We start from the raw sequence: 13340 nt of genomic DNA, 5'->3' as shown, positions 1-13340 counted from the left end.
CTGTCGACTCAGACACGGGTCGCTCAAGCCCTTGCCGTCGCGTTCGGCTACAAATTTTTCATCCCAATGGAGGTATGACTATGAAATCGCGCACACTCATCGCCCTCGCAGGCCTCACCGCCCTCACGCTCGCTCTCGTCGGGTGCAGCGGAGGAGATTCCGGTTCGTCGAAAAATGCGACGAAGCTCGAGTTCCAGACCGGGCAGGCCGTCGACTCAACGATCCTCGCTCAGCTCAAGACGATCACGAAGAAGTTCGAGGCCGACCATCCGGGTACCGAGATCGATCTCCGCACCTCGACCTCGAGCTACGAGTCCGATATCAAGGTGCGCCTCGCCTCCGGTAACGTCCCTGATATCTGGTGGACCCACGGCTGGTCGCTTCTGCGTTACAGCAAGTTCCTCACCCCGCTGCAGGGCCAGGCCTGGGCGAAGAACTTCAACCCGGCGCTCGATGCCGCGATGAAGAACGACAAGGGGCAGTTCTTCGCGTTCCCGGTCGACACGGATGTCGCGGGAATCCTCTACAACAAGTCCGTGCTCAGCGACGCCGGCATCGACCCGGCCAGCCTCACCACCTGGGACGCCTTCGATGCGGCCGCAGGCAAAATCAAGGCGAAAGGTGTCGCGCCCATCGTCTCCTCGGGCAAGGCAGCCGGCCCCGCAGGCAACCTGGCCGACTGGATCTCGCCTGGGGCGCACAGCAAGGCGCAACTCGCCGGTTTGAGCAAGGGGACATTCGACAACGCCCAGTACACGAAGGTTCTCGACCTGATCGCGTCGTGGCAGAAGGACGGCTACTTCAACCAGGACTACGTGTCCGCCTCTGCCGACGACATCGCAAAGGCACTCGGAACCGGAAAGGCCGCCTTCGTCTTCAGCCAGAACAACACGGCAAGCCAGGCGCTCACCTACAACCCAGACGCCAAGATCGGCTATATTCCGGTTCCGTCGCTCGACGGGGGGAAGCCGTACCTGATCGGTGGCGAGATGAATGCTTTCGGAATCTCCAAGTCCACAAAGGACATGAAGACTGCCAAGGCCTACATCGCCTACCTTGCATCACCAGAGAACGCCGCCGTGCTCGCCAAGGCCGCTGGGTCCATTCCCGGACTCACCGATGTGAAGCCGGATCTCGGCGTGCTTCAGTCGAGCTATGACACGGTGGTCAAGCCCGGCGACTTCCCGCTGGTGCCGTACTTCGACCGGGTCTACCTGCCCAACGGCATGTGGAACACGATGGTGACGACCGCCGACTCGGTGGTCACCGGCGGCGCGGGCAGCGTAAAGACCGGTGTCTCGACGATGTCGAAGGACTTCGACCGCCTGTACGGACAAAACAAGTAGCACCGTCCCTGCCGGACGGACGGTGGCGTGCGTCGAAGACGCAGTTCTGATTCACGCCACCGTCCCCTGGTGCAAAGGAGCAGTCATGAGCCAGGCAACCGTGTCGCCGCCAGCGGCGCAGAGAACGAGAAGCAGCGCGGATCCAGGCCTCGCGGTGCACCCTCCCGGCCGTTCACGAAAGAAAGGATTCGGTGCCCGCGGAAGCGGGCTGACCAACCTGCTTTATGTGCCAGCGCTGCTGCTATTCGCAGTGTTCGCCGTCTATCCGCTGATCAGCGGAGTTGGCTACTCCTTCACGAACTGGGACGGCTACAGCCAGGACAGGCCCTTCGTCGGCCTGCTGAACTACCTCCGCCTCTTCCGGGACGACACATTCCGTCAGGTGCTGGTCAACACTTTCATCTACGGGATCGGCAGCATGCTGATCCAGCAGATCCCCGGGCTCGCCCTGGCTCTCGCCCTCGATCGCCCGATGCGTGGCCGGGGTGCTGCGCGAGCGATCATCTACCTTCCGGTGCTGGTCTCCCCGGTGATCATGGGCACGATGTACTACCTGCTCTTCCAGTTCAACAATGGGGCGTTCAACGACATCGTCGTCGCGCTCGGCGGTGAGCGGATCGCCTGGCTGAGCCAGCCGTCAGGAGCGGTCGCGATCGTCGTGGCGGTGAACTCGCTCCAGTTCGTCGGAATCTCGATGATCATCTATCTGGCCGGACTGCAGTCCATACCGCAGACCTACTACGAAGCAGCCATGCTGGATGGTGCGGGAGCCTGGCAGCGCTTCACCGGGATCACCGTCCCGCTGCTCCAGCCCGCGTTCGCCACGAGCATCGTGCTCAATCTGATCGGCGGTCTCAAGCTCTTCGACGTGATCAAAGTCATGACCAACGGCGGCCCGGGTTATTCCACCAACTCGGTCTCGACTCTCATCGGTATCACCTACTTCGAGAACCAGAGTGCCGGCTACGCGTCCGCGATGGGCGTTGTGCTCTTCATCATCATCGCAATCTTCACCCTTGCGCTCAACGCCCTTCTCAACCGTCGTCGTCTGGAGCAGCAATGACCGCCAGTACCGTGCAGCCTGCACCGAGCATCCGTCGATCCGACTCATCCCGCGCGAGAGATCGCAGCCGTTCACGTTCGAAGCGGTGGGTGAGCGCCATCATTGGCATCGCGCTCGCCCTCATCGTCATCGTGCAACTCGTGCCGTTTTATGTGACCCTCACCACGGCGCTCAAAGCCAAATCCGACCTGTCATCGCAGTGGTCCTTTCCGTTCGCCACCCTGTTCGTTGGGAACTTCCGGACCGCGATCGAGGATGGCGGCATCCTCCGCTCCATCGGCAACAGTGTGTTGGTCACCGTCGTCGCGACTGCGCTGGTGTGCATCGTCGGGTCGCTGGCGGCGTACCCTCTGGCCCGGCGGCAGACCCGGCTCAACAAAAGCGTCATGCTGCTGATCGTCGGGCTCATCATGATTCCACCCCTCAGCGTGCTTGTGCCCCTGTACTCCCTCCTCAACCAGCTGCATGCCATAAATACCTACTGGGGCATCATCCTGGTGATGACGACCGGTCAGCTGCCGCTGGCCATCTTCCTGTATGCAGCATTCATGCGGTCGCTTCCGCTCGCCGTCGAAGAGGCAGCGGTTGTCGATGGCGCGAACCTGCTCCAGGTGTTGTTCTATGTCGTGTTCCCGATGCTCAAGCCCGTGACCGTGACCGTGGTCATCCTCACCGGCGTGGGGGTCTGGAACGAATTCGCCCTGTCCTCGTACGTGCTGACCGATCCAGCGGTGAAGACGATCGCCCCGGCGATCGGATCGTTCTTCTCGAGCCAGACGAGCAATCTCGGAGCGGCGGCAGCGGCATCTCTCATGGGTGTCGTGCCGGTGCTGATCGCCTACCTGTTCCTGCAGCGCTACTTCATCAAGGGAATGGTCGCCGGTGCCGATAAATGAGTCTGACCGACCGCCACACCCCTGGTGCTATTTCGAGACACCACTCCGCGCGGCTGAGGCCACCCGAATTTCTGAGAGTCAAGGTATCCGGCCTGTCGCTCTTCCCGATTCGGGAGTACGTCCTTAGAGTCGAACGGTCATGATTCGGTTCGATCAAATAACCAAGCTCTACAAAGGGAACGCGCGCCCGGCGCTCAACGCGGTGACGCTTGAGATCCTGCGCGGGGAATTTGTGTTCCTCGTTGGAGCATCCGGCAGCGGCAAGTCCAGCTTTCTTCGGCTCGTGCTGAAGGAGGAGAACCCCTCCACGGGGCAGATCCATGTGCTCGGACAGAACCTCGGGCAACTCACCAGTCGCAAGGTTCCCTATTTTCGGCGCAATCTCGGCGTGGTTTTTCAGGACTTCCGCCTGCTCCCGCAGAAGAACGTCTTCGACAATGTGGCCTTCTCACTCCAGGTGATCGGCAAGTCGAAGGGGTTCATCCAGGAGGCGGTTCCGGATGTCCTGAAGATGGTCGGTCTCGCCGGCAAGACCAACCGGCTTCCTCACGAACTCTCCGGCGGTGAGCAGCAGCGCGTCGCGATAGCTCGCGCCATCGTGAACAAGCCCGCTATCCTGCTGGCGGATGAGCCGACGGGAAACCTCGACCCCTCAACATCCGCTGGCATCATGACCCTGCTCGAGCGCATCAGCCAGAGCGGAACCACGGTGATTATGGCCACCCACGATGCGGGAATCGTCGACCAGATGCAGCGTCGCGTGATCGAGCTGGTCAGCGGCCAGATCGTGCGCGACGAACGCCAGGGCGGCTACCAGACCCAGACCATTCCCGTGCAGGGCTTCGGGCCGGCATCCGTCTCGCGCTCCAATCTCGGCATCGCCGGGCAGGCCGAGGAGGTCACCGGATGAGGTTCGGCCTGATCATGTCCGAGGTCGGTAACGGCCTGCGTCGCAACATCTCGATGGTCGTCTCCGTCGTGCTGGTGACGTTCATCTCGCTCACCTTCGTTGGCGCCGCGATCCTGCTGCAGTTTCAGATCGGGCAGATGAAGGGCTACTGGAACGACCGCGCCCAGGTGTCGGTCTACATGTGCACTGACTCCTCTACTGCGGGACAGTGCAACCTGGTCGAAGCGACGAAGAGCCAAAAGGCTGATGTCGAAGCCCAGCTGAAATCTCCGGCCCTGACCGGGTTGATCAAGACCGTGACATTCGAGAATCACGATCAGGTCTACAAGAACTACAAGACCTATTTCAAAGACACCACCGGTGCAGACTTCATCACCCCCGCCTTCCTCTCCGAGACGTTCTCGATCAATCTCAAGGACCCGGCGAAGGCTGACGTCATCCGCGAGAGCGTGGCGAGCCTCGCTGGAGTCGAGCAGGTCGTCGACCAACGCAAGTATCTCGATCCGATCTTCGCAGCGCTCAATGCCGCCAGTCTCACCGCGGTGAGTATCGCGGTACTCATGCTGGTGGCCGCCGTGCTCCTCATCGCCACCACCATCCGCCTGTCGGCTTTTTCGAGGCGACGGGAGCTCGGGATCATGCGTCTGGTTGGAGCATCGAACCGTTTTATCCAGACACCGTTCATCCTGGAAGGGGTGATCGCCGCGCTCGTCGGATCGATTCTTGCGAGCCTTGCCGTCGTCTCGATCGTGCGTTTCTTCGTGCAGGATTACCTCGGCACCCAGTCGCTTGACACCCCCTTCATCGGCATGTCGGAAGCGTACGTGGTCGTTCCGATTCTGCTCGTGGTTGGCGCCGTATTGGCGGGGGCGTCCGCGAGTTTCGCAATCAGCCGGTACCTGAAGGTCTAGAGCCGCACCTGTTCGGTCCGCCCCGACGAATGTCGCCCGGCGACTGGTGCCAAGTGGTGGGTACTCACACCATCACCGGGTGGTTGTGGAGTGTTGGCCACCGCGATTCTGGTCACCTCGCTAAGCTGACTTGTGACCAGTCCCCCCGAATGGGGGTGGCTGCGGTGGCCGCCCGGATGAGTCGGCGTGTGGTGGGTCCCCGTGCACTGAGTCGAAGTGCACTGAGTCGAAGTGCGCTGAGTCGAAGGAGACCCAAATGTCCAGCACCACCGAAGCTCGGCCCGCTCATCAGGATCCGCGCGAACCATTGCCCGGCGAGACGGTGGAGCTGTTCACCGATCCGGCACAGCCTCCCGTCGGTCTGCTGCAGAAGCCGAAGTGGACTCCGGCCAAAGTGGTGCTCTGGGTTCTCATCGGCCTCATCGGGGCCACCGGCTGGAGCATGGTCGCCCTCGTTCGTGGCGATCACGTCAACGCGGTCTGGTTTGTCGCATCCGCCGTCGGCACCTTTCTCATCGGCTACCGCTTCTACTCGAAGTTCATCGAACGCAAACTCCTGAGGCCGGATGACCGCCGCGCGACGCCAGCAGAGGTGCTCGACAACGGGCGGGACTTCGAACCCACCGACCGGCGGGTGCTCTTCGGACACCACTTCGCCGCGATCGCCGGAGCCGGCCCTCTCGTCGGACCGGTGCTCGCGGCGCAGATGGGGTATCTGCTCGGCACGATCTGGATCATCGTCGGGGCCGTCGCTGCGGGAGCAGTGCAGGACTGGCTCGTGCTGTTCTTTTCGATGCGCCGCCGTGGCCGCTCGCTCGGCCAGATGGCGAGGGAGGAATTCGGAGTGGTCGGTGGTGTCGCCGCGCTCGTCGCAACGCTCGCGATCATGTCGATCATCATCGCGGTGCTCGCACTCATTGTGGTGAACGCGCTAGCCGAGAGCCCGTGGGGTATCTTCTCGATTGCGATGACCATCCCGATCGCCCTGTTCATGGGTGTCTACCTTCGTTTCCTCCGCCCCGGGCGCATCTCCGAAGTCTCGTTCATCGGGGTCGCTCTTCTGCTCTTCGCGATCGTCGCTGGCGGGTGGGTCTCCCAAACGGCGTGGGGTATCGAGTGGTTCACGTTGGATAAGACGACCATCGCGTGGGCTCTCATCGGCTACGGATTCATCGCATCCATCCTTCCGGTCTGGTTGCTGCTCGCACCGCGCGACTATCTCTCGACCTTCATGAAGATCGGAACGATAGGGATCCTCGCCATCGCAATTCTGATCGTGCAACCGGTCGTTCAGACGCCCGCTTTCACGGAATTCGCTTTCAACGGCAAAGGTCCCGTTTTCGCCGGGACCCTTTTCCCGTTCCTATTCATCACGATCGCCTGCGGGGCTCTCAGTGGATTCCACGCTCTCATCTCGTCGGGAACGACGCCGAAGCTGATCCAGAAAGAAACCCAGACCCGAATCATCGGCTACGGCGGAATGCTGATGGAATCCTTCGTCGCGATCATGGCTCTTGTCGCCGCCATCTCGATCGACCGCGGCCTGTATTTCGCGATGAACGCGCCGATCGCCCTCACCGGGGGCACTGCAGAAACTGCATCCCGATTCATCAGCGGGCTGGGTAATGTCGCCGGCGGAGGGATCACCGCCGCCCAACTCAACCAGGCCGCCCAGGCCGTTGGCGAGACGTCGCTCGTGTCGCGCTCTGGGGGTGCGCCGACGCTCGCCGTCGGAATAGCGAACATCCTCGACCGGGTCATTCCGGGGCTCGATTTGCGAGCATTCTGGTATCACTTCGCGATCATGTTCGAGGCCCTCTTCATCCTCACAACGGTGGATGCCGGAACCCGCGTCGCCCGCTTCATGCTCAGCGACACCCTCGGAAACCTGAACCAGCGGTTTCGTGACCCATCCTGGCGAATCGGTGCCTGGATCTCATCGGTGATCGTCGTGGCCGCCTGGGGGAGCATCCTGCTCATGGGGGTCACCGATCCGCTTGGCGGAATCAACACGCTCTTCCCGCTCTTCGGCATCGCCAACCAGCTGCTGGCCGCCATCGCTCTCTCGGTGTGTGTTGCGATCGTCTGCAAGAAGGGGCTCGTGAAGTGGGTCTGGATTCCCGGTGTCCCTCTACTCGTCGATGCCGTCGTCACACTGACGGCCTCATACCAGAAGATCTTCTCCTCGACGCCCGGGCTCGGATACTGGGCGCAGAACGGTGTCTATCGCGCGGCGCTCGCCGAGGGGAAAACGTCCTTCGGTGCGGCGGCCAGCACCGAGGCGATGCAGGCCGTCGTGCGCAACACCGCCGTGCAGGGAACGCTGTCGATCCTGTTCGCGGTGCTCGTTGTCATCGTGCTCGCAACCGCCCTTCGCGTGAGCATCCGTGCGGTGCGGGCAGGCGGCGAACCATCCACCGAGAGCGAAATAGTCGATAGCCACCTGTATGCCCCGCGAAGCCTCATGACCACCGCAGAGGAACGAGCCGTTCAGAAGAGGTGGGCGGATGTCGCACGGTGACGTGTCGCCGACTGTCCCGGTAGCTCACGCGATGCTTTCGCCGCGGAACCGCGTGGGCTGGCTCGTGGCCTGCGGTGGGCGGCTTGTGGCGTGCGGCTCCGGTATCCGCTGGTATCTGCGCGAGCTAATGGGCGATTCGAGTTATGCGCGGTACCTCGCGCACCGGGCAACCCACAACGATCCGACGCCGCCTCTGAGTGAACGCGATTTCTGGCGCCAAAAACACCGCGACGACGAGGCCAGCCCCCGGTCGCGCTGCTGCTGACGCTGTTCCCGCGCGCTGCGGCATTGAGACAATCGGGTCGGGAGCTGTTGCGGGTGTGATTGACTACGACCCACAACAACTTCCGACTCGATCCGTATCACGTCGCGCGCGTATCTGGACCTGAAGTGCTGCGGGCGTTGGTGCCGATCCGATGGAATACCTGTCCATAGTCACGACCGCATCCGTATCCGTCGCTCGCGACAACGGCAGGTTAGAGTGGAGGGCTGCGGGCAGATCGCCTGTGCGCAATCAAATCAGGAGCGAATCGTGCCGAAGGAACGTGGCCAGAAGGTTGTGGCCACCAATCGCAAAGCGCGCCACGACTACACGATCGAAGACACCTATGAAGCGGGGCTGGTTCTCACCGGCACCGAGGTGAAGTCTTTGCGTGAGGGCCGGGCGTCCCTTGTCGACGGTTACGCCTTCGTCGAGTACGGCGAAGCCTGGTTGGATGCCGTGCACATTCCCGAATACAACCAGGGCACCTGGACCAATCATCCGCCCCGCCGCAAGCGCAAACTGCTGCTGCACAAGGCGCAGATCCTCAAGATCCTCAACAAGACCAAAGAGGGTGGATACACCATCGTGCCGCTGAAGATCTATTTCAGTGACGGACGGGCGAAGGTCGAGATCGCCGTAGCCAAGGGTAAGCGCGAGTACGACAAGCGCCAGGCGCTGCGTGAGCGCCAAGACAATCGTGAAGCGGATCGGGCCATGTCGGCCCGGCGTAACCTCGGCGACTGACGGCTCAGCTGGCCTGTCTTCCCGGGGATCGTACCCGGTGACGACCGTGCTGCCATTCGTCAGCCATGCGGCCGAACCTTTGACCGCGAGGCTGACAAATAGCAGCATGGTGCGGCCGGATGCCCGACCACGAGCGCGACCACGAGCCCGACCACGCGCCCGACCACGCGCCCGCGTGAGGTTCAGCTGGCGACGAACCGCGCGTCGACCACCGCGTCGACCTCGATGTCTTCCGGGGTGAGTGACAGGTCCGGCGCGGCGCCGGTGGCCATCAGCCGCGACATCGAGTGGACGCCTCCGTCATCGGATGCCCCAACCCGGTCGCCGAGCATACCCGGATCGGCGAGAGCCACCGCCCGCACCGAGCCGAGTCCGATGCTCTGGGCATAGACGCTCGCTTTCGCCACGGCATCCTTCACCGCCCGAGATCGCACCTCGGCGATGACCGCGGTCTTTCGCCCCTCGGTGAGTGCCCAGGCGATATCGCCGACGGTGACGCCGTCGAGCACGGCGACCCGTTCGATCCACTCGGCCATCGCCGCGAAGTCCCTGAACTTGACGCTGAATCCCACACGCGAGTGGAAGACCGGAGGCAGTTGTACGCCGTCCTGGCTCCACGGCCGGAAGCTCCAGACCTGGATGCTGTCGCTCGACCACCACGCGACCGGGCCGGCGGCGGGGGAGTGAAGCGCGGAGACGAGCGAACGCACCGTGGCTGACGCTGCCACTGTTTCGGAGAACACCGGCTCTCGGTCCGCCCCTTCGAATCCGACCGAGAGCCGCACCGTTGCGCGCTCCGGAGGGGAGAAGGACGAGAATCTGCCCTGCACGGTGATGATGGTGTCGGTCACACTGTCTCCCCATTATCGAAACTGTGGTCGAAGTCGTTATCGAAACTGCTGTCGAAGCCGCAGTCGAAGCTGTCCCCGTATCCTGCCATGCCGTGGGCGGTGGCGGAAGCCGCGCTTCCGACGTATGCTAGAGGGCTGCCGAGAGGCAGCAGGGCCCGCGTGTTGGGCCGTGACAATTCAACAGCGCGCGATAGCTGCTCACACTTCTTGATAGACGAGAAGGTGCACCTGGGGATGATCGGTTTCGACATTGCCTGCGTGAGTGTGAGAAGCGGGTCGAGGATGCAGGGTTATCTCGTAAACGATCTCTGCAAACAATAAGTGCGAAATCTAACCGCGCTGACTTCGCTCTCGCTGCATAAGCAAGAGCACTAATGAAGTCCGTCAGACCGGGGATGCTCCCTAACCGGATCCTGGCGTAATTTAGGGAGATTGCTGCGGTGCTGTGTCTTAGGGCACCGTGGGACTTTTACTGGGGCTGGGCTTGTCGGATTAGATGCCAGTGGCAAATTCCGGAGCCGAGTAGAACGCTTTCACTGGATACACCCGTAGAAGGCATATGACCACAGCAGTGGACGGGGGTTCAATTCCCCCCATCTCCACCCTGGCGACTATCGCGCGTTGTTGACTGTTGCAGAGACCTGCCGACTGTGGCATCCGTGGTGCTGAAGGCGGGAACTCGACGCATGGCCAGGAAGCGCGAGCAGCGCCCGGGTGCGGCCCGTATCACCCCAAGCCGTCCGTATGAGCGGACGCCGGTGGCGGGGCCGATCTCAGTGGAGCGCGCTGTCGAAGAGGGCCTTCTGATCGCCCGATCGGCTCTCACCATGGACGTGAAGAATCGCATCATTGTGAGTGTCCTGCGCGACGATCACCGTTTCGACGCGATCGAGACGGCCTCTTGGGTCGCGCTCGAGCTGAAACATCTCTCGCTCGAGCAGGCCGAGTATGCAGAGCGAATGAATCACCTCGCGGTGGAAGTGACTAACCGGCACGGCCCTCGTCGACATGAACACGACTATGGCCCACGCGACTATCGCCTACTTACCCGCCGGGGGCTCGCTTACGCGTCGCTGTCCGACGAGCTGGCCCGCCTGGTGGATGAGCCGACCTTCGTCGAAAGCGTGGTGGAGGATGCCCGTGCCCAGGCCTGGTCTGAGCTCGGAACCGCCATCCAATCGCGCCTCGATCTCGGACCGATGCAGCAGCCGGATGCTGACTACGTACTCGAACGCGACACCCGCCTGCGCGCCTTTATCGCGATCGACTTCGCCCGTTTACGGCACAGTGCGGGCGAAATCGCTGGCACCTGAGGATCGGTGCGCCTACCCGTCCGCGTCGGTCCACTCGCCCCACCCGTACCCACGGGCTGGGGTGGGTGAGGCCGAGATCCCGGAAGACAGGGACTGTGGCAGTTGGCGCGGTTAGAGCAGAGCGGAGACCGCGAAAGACGGCTCTGTCTTCTCGCGAATCTGCTCGATCGACACCCCGGGGGCTATCGACACCAGGGTGAGTCCCGCGGCCGTCAGATCGAAGACGGCAAGGTCGGTGATGATGCGATCGACCACACCGACCCCGGTGAGAGGAAGCGTGCAGGATGTCACGATCTTCGGTGATCCATCCTTCGCAGAGTGTTCGGTGAGCACGACCACCCGGGGCGTGCCGGCCACCAGATCCATTGCTCCGCCCATGCCCTTGACCATTTTGCCTGGCACTGACCAGTTGGCGAGGTCGCCGGTGGCGGACACCTGCATTGCACCGAGGATCGCCACCTGCACATGCCCACCGCGGATCATGCCGAAGGAGACGGAGGAGTCGAAGAAGCTGCCGCCCGGCAGGATCGTCACAGTCTGCTTTCCGGCATTGATGAGGTCGGCATCCTCCTCGCCGTCTAAGGGGAACGGCCCCATGCCGAGCAGTCCATTCTCGCTCTGAAGGGTCACGCGAACCCCCTCCGGAATGTGGTTGGCCACGAGAGTGGGGATTCCAATGCCGAGGTTCACATAGTCACCGTCGTGCAGCTCTGTTGCCGCGATCGTTGCCATCTCGTCCCGCGTCCAGCTCATGCGCCGACCTCCGTTGTTGTGCTTCTGCCGGGATTCGGGCGCACCGTGCGTTGTTCGATGTCTTTGGGGCGATCCCTAGCGAGCACCACGCGGTGCACGTAGACGCCCGGAGTGATCACGAGGTCAGGGTCGATGTCGCCGACCGGCACGATAGATTCCGCCTCGACCACGGTGAGCCGGCCGGCTGTGGCGACCACCGGGTTGAAGTTGCGGGCCGAGTACCGGTAGACCAGATTGCCCTCGGTATCGGCCAGATGAGCACGGACGAGGGCGATGTCGGCGACGATGCCGCGCTCTCGGATGTGCACGTGGCCATCGAAGGTTTCGTGCTCTTTGCCCTCGGCCACCAGCGTGCCGACACCGGTGCGAGTATAGAAGGCCGGGATGCCTGCCCCGCCCGCCCGCAGGCGCTCCGCAAGGGTGCCCTGCGGCGTGAATTCCACCTCGAGCTCGCCCGCGAGGTAGAGCTCGGCGAACAGTTTGTTCTCGCCGACATAGGAGGCGATCACTTTGGCGACCTGGTGGCTCTCGAGTAGCAACCCAAGGGCCTTGCCGTCGACTCCCATGTTGTTGGAGACGATGGTGAGATTTCGGACTCCGGAATCCCGCACAGCCTCGATCAGGTCTACCGGCACCCCGCTCAGGCCGAAGCCGCCGACGGCGACGGTCATGCCGTCGCTGAGCGCTCCGGCCAGGGACTCCGCCGCACTGTGGTGCACTTTCGTCGATCGACGCACTGTCGACATGCGGTCCTCTCCGTCGAGGCGGGAAGGCCGAAGAGCGCAGCCCGCATGAGATGGACACTAGATAACCGGGAGAGTGGCTGTCAAGTCGCACCCAGACTGTGCACAATCGCAGATACCTAGTGCGAAAACGGCGGTTGACCCGCAATTTGAGTGCAGGAATACTCATTAGGTCTGGGTTTTACCGGCCCGGCACGCTGCCAGAGCTGCCAGGAAAGAGTACTGATGATCACCTCGAGCACCCTCCCCACTCCCACGGAAGCCGGTCCTTTGGCTGGGCTGCGGGCTCTGGTCACCGGGGGAGCGAGCGGCATTGGAGCCGCTGCCTCGCGGGCGCTCGCGGCGCGCGGAGCTCATGTCGTGATCGCGGATGTGGACGGCGAGGCGGCCGAGTCGGTCGCTGCCGAAATCGGCGGCTCGGTCTGGACGGTCGACCTGCTCGATGCGAACGCCGTCACCGATGCGGCTCTCGCCGGACCGCTCGACGGGGTCGATATCCTCGTCAACAACGCCGGTATCCAGAGGGTGAGTGCGATCGAGGAGTTCGACCCGGCTGACTTTCGACGCATCATCTCGCTGATGCTCGAGGTGCCATTCCTGCTGATCCGCGCCGCCCTTCCCGGCATGTACGAGCGCGGGTTCGGTCGCATCATCAACGTGTCGTCGGTGCACGGCATCCGCGCCTCCGCCTTCAAGAGCGCCTACGTGAGCGCGAAGCACGGACTCGAGGGGCTGTCGAAGGTCACCGCGCTCGAGGGTGGAGCACACGGCGTCACGAGCAATTGCGTGGCGCCGGGCTATGTGCGAACCCCGTTGGTTGAAAAGCAGCTCGTGGACCAAGCGGCGGTGCATGGCATCCCCGAGTCAGAGGTGCTCAGCCGCATCATGCTCACCGAGAGCGCGATCAAGCGGCTCGTGGAGCCAGAGGAGGTCGCATCCCTCATCGCCTGGCTCGCCTCTCGGGAGGCCGCGATGGTCACCGGTGCCAGCTACACGATGGATGGTGGCTGGTCGGCGCGCTGAG

13 protein-coding genes and 1 other RNA gene are annotated in these 13340 nt (G+C 62.9%); 11 read left to right on the top strand and 3 right to left on the bottom strand.

Features of this window, described 5'->3' with window-relative positions; genetic code table 11:
* Window positions 1-80 precede the first annotated feature (80 nt).
* The 8 genes from RCH11_RS12550 (at window position 81) to smpB (ending at window position 8656) form a co-directional block, all read left to right on the top strand.
* A complete protein-coding gene (locus RCH11_RS12550; protein WP_327057355.1) occupies window positions 81-1346 on the top strand; it encodes an ABC transporter substrate-binding protein in 1266 nt (421 codons plus the stop codon).
* A gap of 85 nt (window positions 1347-1431) precedes the next feature.
* Window positions 1432-2409 carry a carbohydrate ABC transporter permease gene (locus RCH11_RS12545; RefSeq protein ID WP_327057354.1) on the top strand — a complete coding sequence of 326 codons (978 nt, stop codon included), beginning with the start codon at window positions 1432-1434 and terminating at the stop codon, window positions 2407-2409.
* A gap of 89 nt (window positions 2410-2498) precedes the next feature.
* A complete protein-coding gene (locus RCH11_RS12540; RefSeq protein ID WP_327057353.1) occupies window positions 2499-3305 on the top strand; it encodes a carbohydrate ABC transporter permease in 807 nt (268 codons plus the stop codon).
* A 139-nt stretch (window positions 3306-3444) separates the two neighbouring features.
* Window positions 3445-4215, top strand: a complete 771-nt coding sequence (gene ftsE / locus RCH11_RS12535) for a cell division ATP-binding protein FtsE (protein ID WP_327057352.1) — start codon at window positions 3445-3447, stop codon at window positions 4213-4215.
* Window positions 4212-5126: a permease-like cell division protein FtsX gene (gene ftsX / locus RCH11_RS12530; RefSeq protein WP_327057351.1), complete on the top strand. Its 915-nt coding sequence runs from the start codon at window positions 4212-4214 to the stop codon at window positions 5124-5126. Before ftsE ends, ftsX begins: the two co-directional genes overlap by 4 nt.
* Window positions 5127-5382: 256 nt before the next feature.
* Window positions 5383-7647 carry a carbon starvation CstA family protein gene (locus RCH11_RS12525; RefSeq protein ID WP_327057350.1) on the top strand — a complete coding sequence of 755 codons (2265 nt, stop codon included), beginning with the start codon at window positions 5383-5385 and terminating at the stop codon, window positions 7645-7647.
* A complete protein-coding gene (locus RCH11_RS12520; RefSeq protein ID WP_327057349.1) occupies window positions 7634-7912 on the top strand; it encodes a YbdD/YjiX family protein in 279 nt (92 codons plus the stop codon). The genes RCH11_RS12525 and RCH11_RS12520 overlap by 14 nt, the downstream gene beginning before the upstream one ends.
* Window positions 7913-8179: 267 nt before the next feature.
* Window positions 8180-8656 (top strand): SsrA-binding protein SmpB, encoded by a 477-nt coding sequence (gene smpB, locus RCH11_RS12515; RefSeq protein ID WP_327057348.1) that lies wholly within the window; start codon window positions 8180-8182, stop codon window positions 8654-8656.
* A 182-nt stretch (window positions 8657-8838) separates the two neighbouring features.
* Here smpB and RCH11_RS12510 read toward each other — a convergent pair whose 3' ends face one another.
* Entirely contained in the window at window positions 8839-9507 is a 669-nt protein-coding gene (locus RCH11_RS12510) for an SIMPL domain-containing protein (protein ID WP_327057347.1), read from the bottom strand.
* A gap of 230 nt (window positions 9508-9737) precedes the next feature.
* Here RCH11_RS12510 and ssrA point away from each other — a divergent pair.
* Both ssrA and RCH11_RS12500 read left to right on the top strand, forming a co-directional pair.
* Window positions 9738-10112: a transfer-messenger RNA gene (ssrA, locus tag RCH11_RS12505) on the top strand.
* An 81-nt stretch (window positions 10113-10193) separates the two neighbouring features.
* On the top strand, window positions 10194-10820 hold the full coding sequence (locus RCH11_RS12500) for a hypothetical protein (protein ID WP_327057346.1): 627 nt from the start codon (window positions 10194-10196) through the stop codon (window positions 10818-10820).
* Between the two features lie 111 nt (window positions 10821-10931).
* Here the strand turns inward: RCH11_RS12500 and RCH11_RS12495 are convergent, their stop codons facing one another.
* Together RCH11_RS12495 and RCH11_RS12490 are read right to left on the bottom strand one after the other, a co-directional pair.
* On the bottom strand, window positions 10932-11573 hold the full coding sequence (locus RCH11_RS12495; RefSeq protein ID WP_327057345.1) for a CoA transferase subunit B: 642 nt from the start codon (window positions 11571-11573) through the stop codon (window positions 10932-10934).
* Window positions 11570-12319, bottom strand: coding sequence for a CoA transferase subunit A (locus RCH11_RS12490; protein ID WP_327057344.1), 750 nt, complete (start codon window positions 12317-12319; stop codon window positions 11570-11572). Before RCH11_RS12490 ends, RCH11_RS12495 begins: the two co-directional genes overlap by 4 nt.
* 222 nt (window positions 12320-12541) lie before the next feature.
* Here RCH11_RS12490 and RCH11_RS12485 point away from each other — a divergent pair, with 222 nt between their 5' ends.
* Window positions 12542-13339 carry a 3-hydroxybutyrate dehydrogenase gene (locus RCH11_RS12485; RefSeq protein ID WP_327057343.1) on the top strand — a complete coding sequence of 266 codons (798 nt, stop codon included), beginning with the start codon at window positions 12542-12544 and terminating at the stop codon, window positions 13337-13339.
* Window position 13340 lies beyond the last annotated feature (1 nt).

This window comes from Glaciihabitans sp. GrIS 2.15, assembly GCF_035984695.1.
GTDB lineage: Bacteria > Actinomycetota > Actinomycetes > Actinomycetales > Microbacteriaceae > Lacisediminihabitans.
This window is presented reverse-complemented; position numbering and strand designations above follow the sequence as displayed.